This is a genomic window from Enterobacter sp. RIT637, assembly GCF_019718755.1.
In the GTDB taxonomy this organism is placed as follows: Bacteria; Pseudomonadota; Gammaproteobacteria; order Enterobacterales; family Enterobacteriaceae; genus Enterobacter.
Genome location: NZ_JAIHAZ010000001.1, coordinates 445,230 through 456,919, shown reverse-complemented (window position 1 = coordinate 456,919; position 11,690 = coordinate 445,230). Strand labels below are relative to the sequence as shown.

The following is an 11,690-nucleotide window of genomic DNA, read 5'->3' as shown; positions in this document are numbered from 1 at the left end:
CGGCTACTTTCTCTTCACTTTGCGCGGTAATGAAGCAATCGCGTGAAATCAGAGAGAAAAATGCATTTTCCCTCTTGCCTCAACGATGCTGTGCCGCTAATATTCGTCCCCGTTGTCACCGACAACACGTTGCGTTCATAGCTCAGTTGGTTAGAGCACCACCTTGACATGGTGGGGGTCGTTGGTTCGAGTCCAATTGAACGCACCATTCTGCGTCCGTAGCTCAGTTGGTTAGAGCACCACCTTGACATGGTGGGGGTCGGTGGTTCGAGTCCACTCGGACGCACCATTTCAGTCCTGAAATGGTGCAAATCCTCTCTTTATGTTCTGAATTATCCCAATCTCCTGATTTCTTAATTATTCTCCTGCTACGCTTTTCTCATGACAAAAAAGCAGGAAGAACGTCGATGAAGAAAATCGCGATTATTGGCTCCGGCCCAACAGGGATTTACACCTTTTACGCACTCCTTAAAAATCCGCAGCCGCTTTCGGTCTCCGTCTTTGAAAAAGCTGATGAAGCTGGCGTGGGTATGCCCTATAACGACGACGAAAACTCTCGTCTGATGCTGGCGAACATAGCAAGCATTGAAATCCCGCCCATTTTTATGACCTATCTCGACTGGCTTAAGGGCCAGAGCGAAACCCACCTGGCACGCTTTAAAGTTGATAAAGCCCGCTTACATGACCGTCAATTTCTACCGCGTATTTTGCTGGGCGAATATTTCCGCGACAGCTTTCTCACGGTTGTAAAAGAGGCTAAAAAATTAGGGTTCAAGGTCGAGATCCACGAATCCTCGGAAGTCACAGATATCGATGTCAACTCAAACGCCATCACGCTTTCCGTTAACGGTGATGCGTTCGCCGATCGGTATGACCTTGCGGTTATCGCCACCGGTCACGTCTGGCCAGACGATGATGAAGCCACGCGCACGTACTTCCCTAGCCCATGGTCAGGACTCATGGACGCCGAAATTCGCCCCTGCAAGGTGGGCATTATGGGAACGTCTTTGAGCGGCCTGGACGCGGCCATGGCGGTGGTGATGCAGCACGGTGAGTTTGTGGACGACGCGTTCATTCTGGATAAAGGAAGCGAGGCGCTAAAAATTGTCCTGATGTCACGGACCGGCATTTTGCCAGAGGCAGATTTTTACTGCCCGATTCCTTACGAGCCACTGTCGGTATTGACCGAATTCGTGGTTCAAACCGAGATTGCCAAAGGAGCCGACGGCTTGCTGGACCGCATCTTTACCCTGATGGTTAAAGAGCTTGAACTTGCCGATCCGGCGTGGTGCGAGGCCATATCGCTGCAACAACTGGACGCAGACAGCCTTCGCGACGCGTGGTTTGAAGAGCGTAAACAGCACGGTCCCTTTACCTGGGCGGAAGAGAATCTCAAAGAGGTCGAGCGAAACAAACGCGAACGGCGCACCGTGGCCTGGCGCTATACCGTACTGCGGCTGCACGAGATCGTTGCAGAAATCGTACCTGCCCTGAACGAAAAGGACAGAGCGCGGTTCAAAGCCGGGCTGGAGCGCGTGTTTATTGATAACTATGCCGCCATCCCGCCGCAATCTATTCGCAGGCTGCTTGCCCTGCGCGAGGCGGGGATCATAAGCGTAGTGGCGTTGGGTGAGGATTACGCGCTGGATATTGGTAGTGCTCAAACGGTCATTACCACCAAAGAGAACCGCTACTGCTTCGATGTCTTTATTGATGCGCGCGGGCAGAAACCGCTCAAGACAGAAGATTTACCCTTCCCGTCATTGCGTAAACAGCTACAAACGACAGGCGACGACATACCCGATATTGGTGAAGATTACACGCTGCTGGCGCCCGATACGCTTCGCGGACGTATTGCCTTTGGTGCGATACCGTGGCTGATGCACGATCGACCCTTTGTCCAGGGGCTGGCAGAGTGCTCTGAAATTGGGGAGGCAATGGCAAAAGCGGCGAATAAACCTGCGTCGGTTACGCGCAAAAAGTTGCCTTTTATTGATAACTGACAGGGCCTCCCTGCCCTGAAAGGTCTGATTACTCGAAGAAAACTTCCGGATTTTCAGACAGAGAGATAAAGGTTTTCGTCGCTTTATCCAGCGCGCGGATGTCGCCGCTTTCAATGTCGTACACCCAGCCGTGCAGTCGGATGGAATTATTACGCAGGCCCACCGCGACGGACGGGTGGGTCTTAATGTTGCTCAGCTGCGCAAACACGTTCTCCTGCACCATCGCATTCACTTTATCGATTGGCTGGTCCCAGGATTTCTTTTCCACCACGGCTTTAGCCGCATCAGAGTAGCGCAGCCAGTGGGAAACCGCAGGCATCGGCTCCAGATTTGCATTGTCGGCAATCGCTTTCATCGCACCGCAGTTTGAGTGGCCACAGATCACGATGTCGGTCACGCCCAGCGCGACAACCGCGTATTCGATGGTGGCTGAGACGCCGCCTGGCTCTGGCCCGAACGGCGGCACAATATTGCCAGCATTACGAATGACAAAGAGTTGTCCTGGCTCTTGTTGCGTGACCAGTTCTGGCACCAGTCGGCTGTCAGAGCAGGAGATGAACAGCGCTTTGGGATTCTGGCTGGACGCTAAACTGCGGAAGAGCTCTTTACGTTGCGGGAAAATCTCTTTTTGAAAGCTGAGAAAACCTTCAATGATATGTTGCATAGCAATTTCTCTTTTATCTGTTGTAGTTTAGGTATGATCGCGATCACACTCGTAAAGTTTACCCACCGTACTTTACTTCAGACAAGCAATATATTTTTGGCCCGACCGCTGCACAATATCGTCCGCGAAAGCCGGGATGTTCTGCCCCTCGAACGCGCCATAGAGTCGCTCAAATTTTCTGCCTTCAAGGCGATGGATGACGGACGCAACGGTGTGGGCGGGTAGCGGAAGCATATTGGGATAGCTCCACATAAACGAAACGGCGTCTTTCCCCGGTGTGACCTGCAGGATATCCCCCGCCAGCAAAACCCCTTCGCCCTCCTGCCAGTGCAGCACCGTTCCGCCCGCAAAGTGGCCGCCGAGACGCAGCAACGTCACGGAGGGGACAATCTCCAGGGTTTCACCTTGCCAGAAGTGAAGGGTCGGGCTGTCGCGCATGACCCACTCCCGATCGCTCGCATGAAGATACACCGGCGCGTTGAACCTCTCCGCCCAGTCCTGCATGGTGGTGTAATAGTGAGGGTGTGAGATGGCGATGGCGCTGATCCCACCGAGCGCGGCGATCAGCGTTTGGGTTGCCGGGTCGAGGTTGGCGATACAATCCCACAAAATATTGCCGTGCGGGGTGCGCAGCAGGAGTGCCCGTTGATTGATGGCAAAGGCGGGCACCGTTTTGATGCTAAGGAGCTGCGGTTCAAGCTGCTGCCATTTGTTGGTATGCGCGGCAGTGACGGTTTCAGGATCGGTCCACGCCTGCCCGGTAACTGGAACATACTGCCGTTCATCCTCGCATACGGGGCATCTGTCGGGTTGATAAGCATACGAGGTCCCGCAGGCTTTACAGAGTATAATCATGTGCTTTCCTCAGTGACAACGCACTGAGTATGGCAGGGATTATCCTTATGTGCTGCGAGGTACATTCCTGGTTTTTTTTGCCCTATACTGTGCCAGTATCAAAAACAGAACATAGCAGGTGCCACATGGAAATTGATCTCGATAACCTGGTCTTTAACGGACTGGATGAAGCAGAAGAGCGTAACGCGGAACGTCTGGACGATGCAGACAAAAAAGCGCAGGCGATAGTTGCCGATGATGACTGCGGCGACGCCTGCAAGATCTGATTGCAAAGCACCGGTAAAGCCGGTGCTTTTTTATTGCTGTTACTTCTTCAGCCCGTCAATGGCTGCCTGAGCACAGGCTTCATCCAGATGACCGCCCGGCGCACCGCCGATACCAATCGCCCCGAGCACCTCATCGCCCTCTTTAACGGGTAAGCCACCCGCCAGCAGCAGGAAGCCAGGGATATCACGCATGTTCTGCGCGCCCGCGTTGCTCTGTGCCGCTTCCATCACTTTGCCTGAGGCATTCTTCGAACTGAGCGCCGTGAAGGCTTTCATTTCACTGGCTTTTACCGTGTGTGGGCCCGCATTATCGGTGCGCTGCACCGCTTTCACCACACCCGCACGGTCAACCACGGTAACCGACACCTGATAGTTCTTCGCCAGACACGCCTGGACGGCAGAGTTTGCCAGCGCATTGGCCTGCGCCAGGGAGAGATTTTTCTGGCTCACGGAATCTGCCTGCGCAGTCAGACTTACGCTACCCGCGACCAGCGCTGCCGCCATCATTAACTTTTTCATTGCATAACCTCGAATAGAATATCTGAAGACCATTCGAGGATACCGGGACAGGCAGCGACGCGTAATTCGGTTGATTACGCACGCATCCTGGTAATTATACGGATTGCAATTTATCGTACTCGCGGCTTGCCTGAACCAGGCTCGTGACGCCAAGCTTGGCAAACGCGGCCGCACGATGCGCTTCCACCGTGCGCGGCGACAGGTTTAGCCGCGCCGCCACCTCTTTATTGCTGAGCCCTTCCATCAACACCGCCAACACCTCATGTTCCCGCGCGGTGAGCTGTTCAAAGCGCGCTTTTATCCGTGAGAGCTCCTGCCAGGCGGCGAACCGTCGCTGGCTCTCCTCGCACGCCAGCCCCACAGATTCGATAAGCTTGTCCGCATCCAGCGGCTTGGTGAAAAACTCAAAAACACCATTACGGAACGCCCGGCGGCAGGCGTCGACGCTGCCGTGCCCGGTCATGATAATCACCGGCAGCAGCGGCCACGGCCACTCGCCCTCTTCCAGCCACGTCAGTCCCCCTTTTCCCGGCATGCGCATATCCAGCAGCAGGCAGCCGACGAGCGTTGAGTCCTTAACATGGGCCGTGGTAAACGCGTCGATACTCCCGAACGTCTTCACTTCCCAGCCCATGCCCGAAAGTAAAAATGCCATCGACTCTCTGATGGATTCATCGTCATCGATCAGCCAGATTATATTATCCATGCGTCATCTCCTTTCCATTAGCCAGTTGCAGGACGATTCGCGCGCCTCCCTCCGGCGAATTACCCAGCGTAATCGATCCGTTCATGCGCGTCATCAGTGACTCCGTTAAGGTCATCCCCAGGCCAATTCCCTCTTCTCTGCCGCTGTAAAACGGCATAAAGGCATTCTGTAGCGCCTCCGGGCTAAAGCCGGGGCCGCCATCCGTCACGATTATCTGGATGCCATTTTCACCTTTTCGGCTTTCAATCCGCACCCAACCCTGCGCGTTCGCCTACTGGGCCTGAATCGCGTTGCTCAGCAGATTGTGCAGTACCTGCTCAAGCCAAAGTCTGTCCGCCAGAACCGTCATTGCCTCCGGTGCAAACGCATGGGTGACGATGATATGTTCAGCGCGCCTCTCGTGTTCCAGTAAATTCACAACCTGCTGCCAGCATTGCGCCAGGTCGGTTTCGCGCAGCGTCACTTTCTCCTGCACTACGTGTTCACGAAAACGCGTTAACAGGGCGCTGATACGCTGTGTTTGCACCAACGCAGCTGCCAGTGCCTGGGACACCGCCTGCGGATTATCCAGCTTTTGCTGTCGCTGCGCGCCCTGGATCCAGGTCTGCACGGCGGTGAGCGGCTGGTTGATCTCATGGACAATACCCGCAGTGATCTCCCCCAGCGTGTTCAGTCGGGCATGCTGGTAATACAAGGCGCGCTGCTCGGCGTCTCGTCTTGCCTTGCGCTGCCAGAGCGCCACGCTGCCCACCGCAATGACCATACCCCATCCAAGAAAGACTGCCAGGAAGATAACCCACTGAATTCCGAGCCAGTCCGGCTGAGCATCGGCTGAAAGCACGAAGGGTTGCGTTACCTGTGGGAAGGGGCGTGCCCAGTGCCAGAACGCATCTGAAGAGTGTGGTTCGCTACGCTTCGAATAATAGACCTCGAGGCGGTCAAAGGCATGATGCGTATTAAGTAGCGGGGCAAGATCAACCCGTACACGGATTTGCCGCCAGGGATTATAGAGCCAGTATTGTCGCTCGCTGGCGGGCTCAACGCGGGCGGCGTCCAGCGCGCGTCCGGTTGTTTTCTCCAGCGCAAGAAGATGGGGGAATTTTTTATTCAGTGCCGTGATATCTTCATTACCGCTCAGGAGCGGCAATACAGACTCGTTCTGCGTAAGGACGGCGCTAATTTCAGAAAACAGCGCCGAATACTCGCGATCGCGCTCCCAGTACTGACGGCGGATCTGTTCCGCATACAGCAACACACCGCTTATCAGACAGATCGCCACCCAGGCGGCAATGCTGCGCTTTATCATTTTTTTTATACTCATCGCGTTAACTGGCACCGTCATTCAGGCTATCGACATTACCAGTTAACGTTGATGAGAACAAAAAAACGCGGGCGGTATCAGATCTCCGGCGTTTTGCTAAAACCGGTCAGCATCAGGATCATACTTTGCGGAGATGACGCCGTCTCAAACTGGTAGTGATTTCCCTGACGATCGCCGCCGATGTACCACGAAATCTCGGTTTTCCCTTCGGCCAGCGCCTTACGCACCGCTTTATCCACGTCCACCATCCGGTACTCGCGGGAGTGGTTCAGGTAAAGCACCGCATCCGAACGGTAGTTACAAGCTGGCCGCGCATGCCAGCTCACGCTGGCCGGATCCCAGTCATTGCTTGCCGGATAGAAGAAAATTTGATCCGCGCCGTTGGTTTCCACTTTCCCGCCATAAATACGTACGCGGTATTTAAATTGCGACGGATCCTGCCCGGCAGGCAGCGGGGGAATATGGAACTTCACCAGCGACAGCGTTTCGCTGTTTTTCGTGCGCCCGCCGTTCTGCCAGTTGTCCTGCACCAGCAGGACCTGAGGATCCGGCTGGGAAAGCGCTGGATCCAGGCTGCTGAGCCAGACGTTGGCTTTCGCTTTTGAGTAGCCATTCGGAACGGTGGTGCCACAGTCTATCCCGCGGTTCATGCACAGGTCGGTCATAAAGCGCGCAGCGTCCTCCGTCCAGCCGTTCATGAAGTCCGCATGCGCCGTGTACAGGCTTCCCCACCGCTCTTCGCGCTCGCTGCCGTGCATGATTGGGTCGAGAGAAAGCTGCGCTTTGCTGGTATCCAGAGCGCTAATCGTCGGGAGCACGTACGCAATATTCATGTCACGGTCGGTATTTTCACCGGGAAAGCGGACGGGCACTGCCCTTTCGTGTCGTAGGTGGCGTTGATCATCCCGTGAGCGGGCTTCAGGTTGACCCCGTCCCAGCAGTTCGGAAACTGAATGCCGATATTAAACTGCACGGCATCGTTCGCCTTGCGCAAGCCGCACACTTCCCCCGTTTTGGTGGTGTAGCCCTTGCCGTTGGCGCATAAAAACGTGATATGCGGATTCGGCGCGGTGCCATGATGATCGCCTGCCAGCAGCGACAGCCCCGCCGGGAAAGGGTGCAGCGGCCAGGCGTCAACGTTCGAGGCCTGATAGTAGGTTTTTTGATAGGCGGGTTTGACCACCGTTCCGTCAGGCAACCTCAGAGAAGGTGCCCAGTAGGCCGAGCTGTCGGCTTTGTTGTCACAGGTGGTCTTTTCATCTCTACGCAGCGATTCGCGGCTGGAGAAGGCATCCGTTTGCACGTTGCCAAAAAAATCGTGCAGCATGGCCTCGTTGGCCATGCCGTACATCATAATGGCATCATCGCCGAGCGTGTGGGAGTAACCGCAGACGACGTGCGCCTGTGGTGCAGCGTGCGCCGCCTGCATGGAAAGCAGTAATGCGGTGGTTGAAAGCGTTGTGGTTAATACTGTCCGTTTCATTCTCATCTCCATCTTTGAAAGGAGATAGAGGTAACAAAACGGCTACCGTTTACCGAGGATTTGCCTGCGTATTTTTCCGCTCATCCCTGCTTTACAGTCATCACGCACAGCTCATTCCAGTACATTTCGCGCGTCCGGCGCAGTTCAGCGTGACGTTTTATCATAGAACCACTCCGGATCGATGTTGGCAACGTCCACGCCATACAGGCTGGCGACAGGCAGTATCGACTCAAGAACCCGTTGCGCGCTGTTCTCCGCATTGACCTGCCGGGTCGCAAAAAACCGCCGTAACGTGCTTATCCATTTTTTCATCGTCTTTACCCTCTTCGCTTTGCCTGACCTCAGTTAAACACTCAAATTCGGCGCGGGGGAAATACCAATATTGACTGTTCATGTGCAGTATCTGCAAATAGCCTCCCCTTTCATTTACCTGTTCATAACACCCTGTTCACTAATGCTTTTTTGCTCATAGCAAAGAACGATTTCTTATTTGGCGATAGCTTTCGCTTATGGGAGCGTAGCGGGACAAAACAAAAAACGACGGGATGACGTATGACTATGGCAGCAAAAATGAAAGGGTTTAACAAACGGACATGGGTTCTGGGACTACTGGCAGCCGGGAGCCTGCTTTCAGCGCAGGTCCAGGCCGATCAGCTGGCGGACATTAAGGCCGCAGGGGTGGTGAAGGTGGCCACTTTTGACGCCAATCCGCCGTTTGGCTCGATTGATGCAAAGACGCACGACATCGTGGGTTACGACGTGGACTTCGCCAAAGCGCTGGCAAAATCACTCGGCGTGAAGCTTGAACTGGTTGCCACCAATCCGGCGAACCGAATTCCACTGCTTCAGTCCGGTAAAGCGGATCTGATCGTGGCGGATATCACCATCACCCCGGAACGCGCGCAGGTGATTGATTTCTCCACCCCCTATTTCGTGACCGGACAACAGTTCCTGGTCCCCGCCAAATCACCCGATAAGCTGGATGAATACAGCCGGGCACGCATTGGTGCGGTGAAAGGGACAACGGGTGAGCAGGCGCTGCACCAGCGTTTCCCGCAGTCCCGCGTGCTCTCTTATGATGACATTCCTCTGGCGCTGACGGCGCTGCGCAACGGCAACGTGCAGGCCATCACCCAGGACAGCACGATTCTTGCAGGCCTGCTGGCACAGGCCCCGGATAAAGCGAACTTTAAAATCCTGCCGGATCTGCTCAGCAAGGAAGAGATTGGCGTTGGGGTGAAAAAAGGTGAAACGGCGCTGCTGAAGGCCGTTAACGACGAGCTGGTTAATCTCGAGAAGAACGGTCAGGCGGCAAAAATCTACGATGTCTGGTTTGGCCCAAACACCCCCGCCCCACAGCCTCGCGCCTTTAAAATAGAAGCCCAGTAATATGCTCTCAGGTTTATTTTCACACTCCGCGGCCGACGCCGCGGATTTTTCACATCTGGAACACGCCAGCGTCGAGTTTCGTGACGTCGTAAAACGTTACGGCGACCACGAGGTGTTAAAAGGCATTAACCTCAGCATCTCTTCGGGTGAAGTCGTGGCGATCCTCGGTCCATCCGGTTCAGGAAAGTCGACGTTGATCCGCCTTATCAACCAGCTTGAAACCCTCAGTGACGGCGACATTCTGATTGATAACAAACCCACCTCCCGGCTTGCCGCTGCGGCCCTGCGCCAGTTACGCAGCCGCGTCGGCTTTGTGTTCCAGCAATTTAACCTTTACGCCCACCTCACCGCCAGCCAGAACATCACCCTGGCACTGGAGCACGTTCACGGCTGGAAGCCGCAGCCTGCCCAGGAGCGCGCCCTGGCGCTGCTGGATAAGGTCGGGATGCTCGAAAAAGCCCATCACTTTCCCGCGCAGCTCTCCGGCGGCCAGCAGCAGCGCGTGGCGATTGCTCGCGCGCTGGCCTCGTCGCCGCAAATCATTCTCTTTGATGAGCCGACGTCAGCCCTCGATCCCGAGATGATTGGCGAAGTGCTATATGTGATGAAAGCCCTCGCCCACAGCGGGATCACCATGATTGTGGTGACGCACGAGATGCAGTTTGCCCGGGAGATTGCTGACCGGATCGTCTTTATCGACGGCGGGCAAATTCTCGAAACCGCCCCGCCTGCGCAATTTTTCAGTCAACCTTCGCATCCGCGCGCCCAGCGGTTCCTGCAAAAAGTGCTCGACCCGCTTCACCAGGAGGCGCTGTAATGCCCGCGCTCGACTGGCAGGGAGTGCTGACCGGACAGCCCCTGCAGTGGATAGTATCCGGTTTTCTCACCACGCTGTGGGTCACGCTCGCAGGCGTGGTACTTGCCACCCTGCTTGCGCTGTTGTTTCTGCTGCTTCGCCTCTCCGCAGGACGGTTCGGTCATGCCGTCGTCAGCGGCTGGGTCTCGCTGTTTCGCAACACGCCGCTGCTGGTGCAGCTCCTGTTCTGGTACTTCGCCGCCTGGAACGGGCTGCCGCTCGGGTTTAGGGATGTGGTGAATGCCGATCACGCCTGGTCGATTCTGCCCGGCGACGTCTGGTGGTTCACTCCTGAATTTTTATGTTCGGCGTGGGGGCTGGGCGTGTTCACCTCAGCGTTTTTAATTGAGGAGATTGAGTCCGGGCTGCGTTCCGTCCCCAGCGGACAGCGGGAGGCGGCGCTGGCGCAGGGATTTTCTGCCTGGCGGTTATTCCGCTACATTCTGCTGCCGCAAGGACTGGCGAACGCCTGGCAGCCTGTCGTCGGTCAGTATCTCAACCTGATGAAGCTCTCCTCGCTCGCCAGCGGCATTGGCTTTGCCGAACTCACCTATCAGGTGCGGCAGATCGAAAGCTACAACGCGCACGCGCTGGAGGCCTTTACCGTGGGAACCGCACTGTATCTGCTTACCGGCGTGCTGATGGGTATGCTACTGACGCGACTCGGCCCCCGCGCAGGGAGGGCTCAGCATGATTGCCGGATTTAACGTCATTGTTGATAACCTGGATTATCTGCTGTGGGGACGTGCAGCGGCGGGTGAACCCGGCGGCGTGTTGCTCTCGCTGCTGATGGCTGCGGGAGCCGCCATACTTGCTCTGCCCTGCGGTATTGCGCTGGCGTGCGCCGCGTGGCGCTATCCCGGGCTTGGGCGTAAGGCGCTGTTTCTGTGGGCAGAGTTGATACGCGGCATTCCGCTCATCTTTGTGATTTTCTGGATGTGGTATCTGCTGCCGCTGATGACTGGCGGCGATCTGCCCGGCGCCCTCACCGTGACGCTGGCGCTGGCCTGGTTCACGGCGGCATCGGTTATGCATTCGGTACTCGCCGGGCTAAACGCGTTGCCCGCCGGGCAATATGAAGCCGCACTGACGCAGGGATTCGGCACGCGGCAAACCCTGTGGCGCGTGCTGCTCCCGCAGGTGATGCGCAATATTCTGCCGTCTCTGGTGGGGATTTTTATCAGCCTGCTGAAGGATACGTCGCTGGCGTTTATTGTGAACGTCCCGGAATTGACTACGGTGGCGGGACAGGTCAACAACCGGGTGCAAATCTACCCGGCGGCCATATTTATCTTTACGGGCGTGGTCTACTACCTGCTCTGCTGCTCGCTCGAGCAGCTTGCGAAGCGCTGGCGCATTACCCGGCCAGCGCTTTAACTACCGTTTCCATCGCTTCGGTTGTCAGTTCACTGCGTTTAATGCGCTGGTTCGCCAGCGCGGTTCGCAGCACGCCGGCAATGACAATATGCTTTGGCTCCTGCCCTAAATCACGCATCTCAAGCACCACCTTCCCGACCACCCGGCACATCTCCTGGTACAGCGCTTCATCTTTGGTCACGTTACCCATCGTCATCACTCCATTGCCTTTTAAAGGTTGAGCTTAAATGATTCTCCTGCCGGATACAAAA

The 11,690-nt window shown here is 55.9% G+C and carries 14 protein-coding genes, 2 tRNA genes and 1 pseudogene; 8 read left to right on the top strand and 9 right to left on the bottom strand.

From position 1 onward, the window contains the following. Positions 1-131 precede the first annotated feature (131 nt). The 3 genes from K5E19_RS02220 to K5E19_RS02210 all read left to right on the top strand — a co-directional run bounded on the left by K5E19_RS02220 (position 132) and on the right by K5E19_RS02210 (position 2,003). Positions 132-208: transfer RNA gene (locus tag K5E19_RS02220), tRNA-Val, on the top strand. Between the two features lie 4 nt (positions 209-212). Then, positions 213-289 (top strand) — tRNA-Val (locus tag K5E19_RS02215). A gap of 118 nt (positions 290-407) precedes the next feature. Beyond that, positions 408-2,003, top strand: a complete 1,596-nt coding sequence (locus tag K5E19_RS02210) for an FAD-NAD(P)-binding protein (protein ID WP_221549787.1) — start codon at positions 408-410, stop codon at positions 2,001-2,003. Between the two features lie 28 nt (positions 2,004-2,031). On the opposite strand, the gene K5E19_RS02205 is transcribed toward K5E19_RS02210, so the two are convergent. Together K5E19_RS02205 and K5E19_RS02200 are read right to left on the bottom strand one after the other, a co-directional pair. Continuing rightward, positions 2,032-2,667: a carbonic anhydrase gene (locus tag K5E19_RS02205; protein ID WP_010430283.1), complete on the bottom strand. Its 636-nt coding sequence runs from the start codon at positions 2,665-2,667 to the stop codon at positions 2,032-2,034. A 72-nt stretch (positions 2,668-2,739) separates the two neighbouring features. Beyond that, on the bottom strand, positions 2,740-3,522 hold the full coding sequence (locus tag K5E19_RS02200; protein ID WP_221549786.1) for an MBL fold metallo-hydrolase: 783 nt from the start codon (positions 3,520-3,522) through the stop codon (positions 2,740-2,742). A gap of 125 nt (positions 3,523-3,647) precedes the next feature. Between K5E19_RS02200 and K5E19_RS02195 the strand changes: the two genes are divergently transcribed. Further along, positions 3,648-3,788, top strand: a complete 141-nt coding sequence (locus tag K5E19_RS02195) for a hypothetical protein (protein ID WP_003857665.1) — start codon at positions 3,648-3,650, stop codon at positions 3,786-3,788. A gap of 39 nt (positions 3,789-3,827) precedes the next feature. On the opposite strand, the gene K5E19_RS02190 is transcribed toward K5E19_RS02195, so the two are convergent. From K5E19_RS02190 to K5E19_RS02170, 6 genes and pseudogenes are all read right to left on the bottom strand, one after another. Then, positions 3,828-4,307, bottom strand: coding sequence for a heme-binding protein (locus tag K5E19_RS02190; RefSeq protein WP_221549785.1), 480 nt, complete (start codon positions 4,305-4,307; stop codon positions 3,828-3,830). 94 nt (positions 4,308-4,401) lie between these two features. After that, entirely contained in the window at positions 4,402-5,013 is a 612-nt protein-coding gene (locus K5E19_RS02185) for a response regulator transcription factor (RefSeq protein ID WP_221549784.1), read from the bottom strand. Further along, positions 5,006-5,266, bottom strand: a complete 261-nt coding sequence (locus K5E19_RS24165) for a sensor histidine kinase (protein ID WP_311775503.1) — start codon at positions 5,264-5,266, stop codon at positions 5,006-5,008. The genes K5E19_RS02185 and K5E19_RS24165 overlap by 8 nt, the downstream gene beginning before the upstream one ends. 18 nt (positions 5,267-5,284) lie before the next feature. After that, entirely contained in the window at positions 5,285-6,319 is a 1,035-nt protein-coding gene (locus K5E19_RS02180; protein WP_260411591.1) for a sensor histidine kinase, read from the bottom strand. A 92-nt stretch (positions 6,320-6,411) separates the two neighbouring features. Further along, positions 6,412-7,817 (bottom strand): annotated as a pseudogene (locus tag K5E19_RS02175) (DUF1996 domain-containing protein). A gap of 144 nt (positions 7,818-7,961) precedes the next feature. Further along, positions 7,962-8,129: a hypothetical protein gene (locus tag K5E19_RS02170; protein ID WP_042713742.1), complete on the bottom strand. Its 168-nt coding sequence runs from the start codon at positions 8,127-8,129 to the stop codon at positions 7,962-7,964. A gap of 246 nt (positions 8,130-8,375) precedes the next feature. Between K5E19_RS02170 and K5E19_RS02165 the strand changes: the two genes are divergently transcribed. Genes K5E19_RS02165 through K5E19_RS02150 form a run of 4 tightly spaced genes read left to right on the top strand, consistent with a single transcriptional unit; the run spans position 8,376 to position 11,439 of the window. After that, a complete protein-coding gene (locus K5E19_RS02165; protein ID WP_221550023.1) occupies positions 8,376-9,206 on the top strand; it encodes an ABC transporter substrate-binding protein in 831 nt (276 codons plus the stop codon). Position 9,207: 1 nt separating this feature from the next. Then, positions 9,208-10,023, top strand: coding sequence for an amino acid ABC transporter ATP-binding protein (locus K5E19_RS02160; RefSeq protein WP_221549783.1), 816 nt, complete (start codon positions 9,208-9,210; stop codon positions 10,021-10,023). Beyond that, positions 10,023-10,769, top strand: a complete 747-nt coding sequence (locus K5E19_RS02155; protein WP_221549782.1) for an amino acid ABC transporter permease — start codon at positions 10,023-10,025, stop codon at positions 10,767-10,769. Before K5E19_RS02160 ends, K5E19_RS02155 begins: the two co-directional genes overlap by 1 nt. Then, the gene (locus K5E19_RS02150) at positions 10,753-11,439 is read left to right on the top strand and encodes an amino acid ABC transporter permease (RefSeq protein WP_221549781.1); all 687 of its coding nucleotides are present in this window, start codon (positions 10,753-10,755) and stop codon (positions 11,437-11,439) included. Before K5E19_RS02155 ends, K5E19_RS02150 begins: the two co-directional genes overlap by 17 nt. Here the strand turns inward: K5E19_RS02150 and fumD are convergent. Next, positions 11,420-11,629 (bottom strand): fumarate hydratase FumD, encoded by a 210-nt coding sequence (fumD, locus tag K5E19_RS02145; RefSeq protein ID WP_014883541.1) that lies wholly within the window; start codon positions 11,627-11,629, stop codon positions 11,420-11,422. The genes K5E19_RS02150 and fumD overlap by 20 nt on opposite strands. Positions 11,630-11,690: the final 61 nt, after the last annotated feature.

What these genes read in the sequence shown, in the direction of transcription:
- K5E19_RS02170 (WP_042713742.1), bottom strand. Translation starts at nt 8,129, where the DNA reads ATGAAAAAATGGATAAGCACGTTACGGCGGTTTTTTGCGACCCGGCAG.
- K5E19_RS02210 (WP_221549787.1), top strand. Translation starts at nt 408, where the DNA reads ATGAAGAAAATCGCGATTATTGGCTCCGGCCCAACAGGGATTTACACC.
- K5E19_RS02200 (WP_221549786.1), bottom strand. Translation starts at nt 3,522, where the DNA reads ATGATTATACTCTGTAAAGCCTGCGGGACCTCGTATGCTTATCAACCC.
- K5E19_RS02205 (WP_010430283.1), bottom strand. Translation starts at nt 2,667, where the DNA reads ATGCAACATATCATTGAAGGTTTTCTCAGCTTTCAAAAAGAGATTTTC.
- K5E19_RS02150 (WP_221549781.1), top strand. Translation starts at nt 10,753, where the DNA reads ATGATTGCCGGATTTAACGTCATTGTTGATAACCTGGATTATCTGCTG.
- K5E19_RS02195 (WP_003857665.1), top strand. Translation starts at nt 3,648, where the DNA reads ATGGAAATTGATCTCGATAACCTGGTCTTTAACGGACTGGATGAAGCA.
- K5E19_RS02180 (WP_260411591.1), bottom strand. Translation starts at nt 6,319, where the DNA reads ATGATAAAGCGCAGCATTGCCGCCTGGGTGGCGATCTGTCTGATAAGC.
- K5E19_RS02160 (WP_221549783.1), top strand. Translation starts at nt 9,208, where the DNA reads ATGCTCTCAGGTTTATTTTCACACTCCGCGGCCGACGCCGCGGATTTT.
- K5E19_RS02185 (WP_221549784.1), bottom strand. Translation starts at nt 5,013, where the DNA reads ATGGATAATATAATCTGGCTGATCGATGACGATGAATCCATCAGAGAG.
- K5E19_RS02165 (WP_221550023.1), top strand. Translation starts at nt 8,376, where the DNA reads ATGGCAGCAAAAATGAAAGGGTTTAACAAACGGACATGGGTTCTGGGA.
- fumD (WP_014883541.1), bottom strand. Translation starts at nt 11,629, where the DNA reads ATGGGTAACGTGACCAAAGATGAAGCGCTGTACCAGGAGATGTGCCGG.
- K5E19_RS02190 (WP_221549785.1), bottom strand. Translation starts at nt 4,307, where the DNA reads ATGAAAAAGTTAATGATGGCGGCAGCGCTGGTCGCGGGTAGCGTAAGT.
- K5E19_RS02155 (WP_221549782.1), top strand. Translation starts at nt 10,023, where the DNA reads ATGCCCGCGCTCGACTGGCAGGGAGTGCTGACCGGACAGCCCCTGCAG.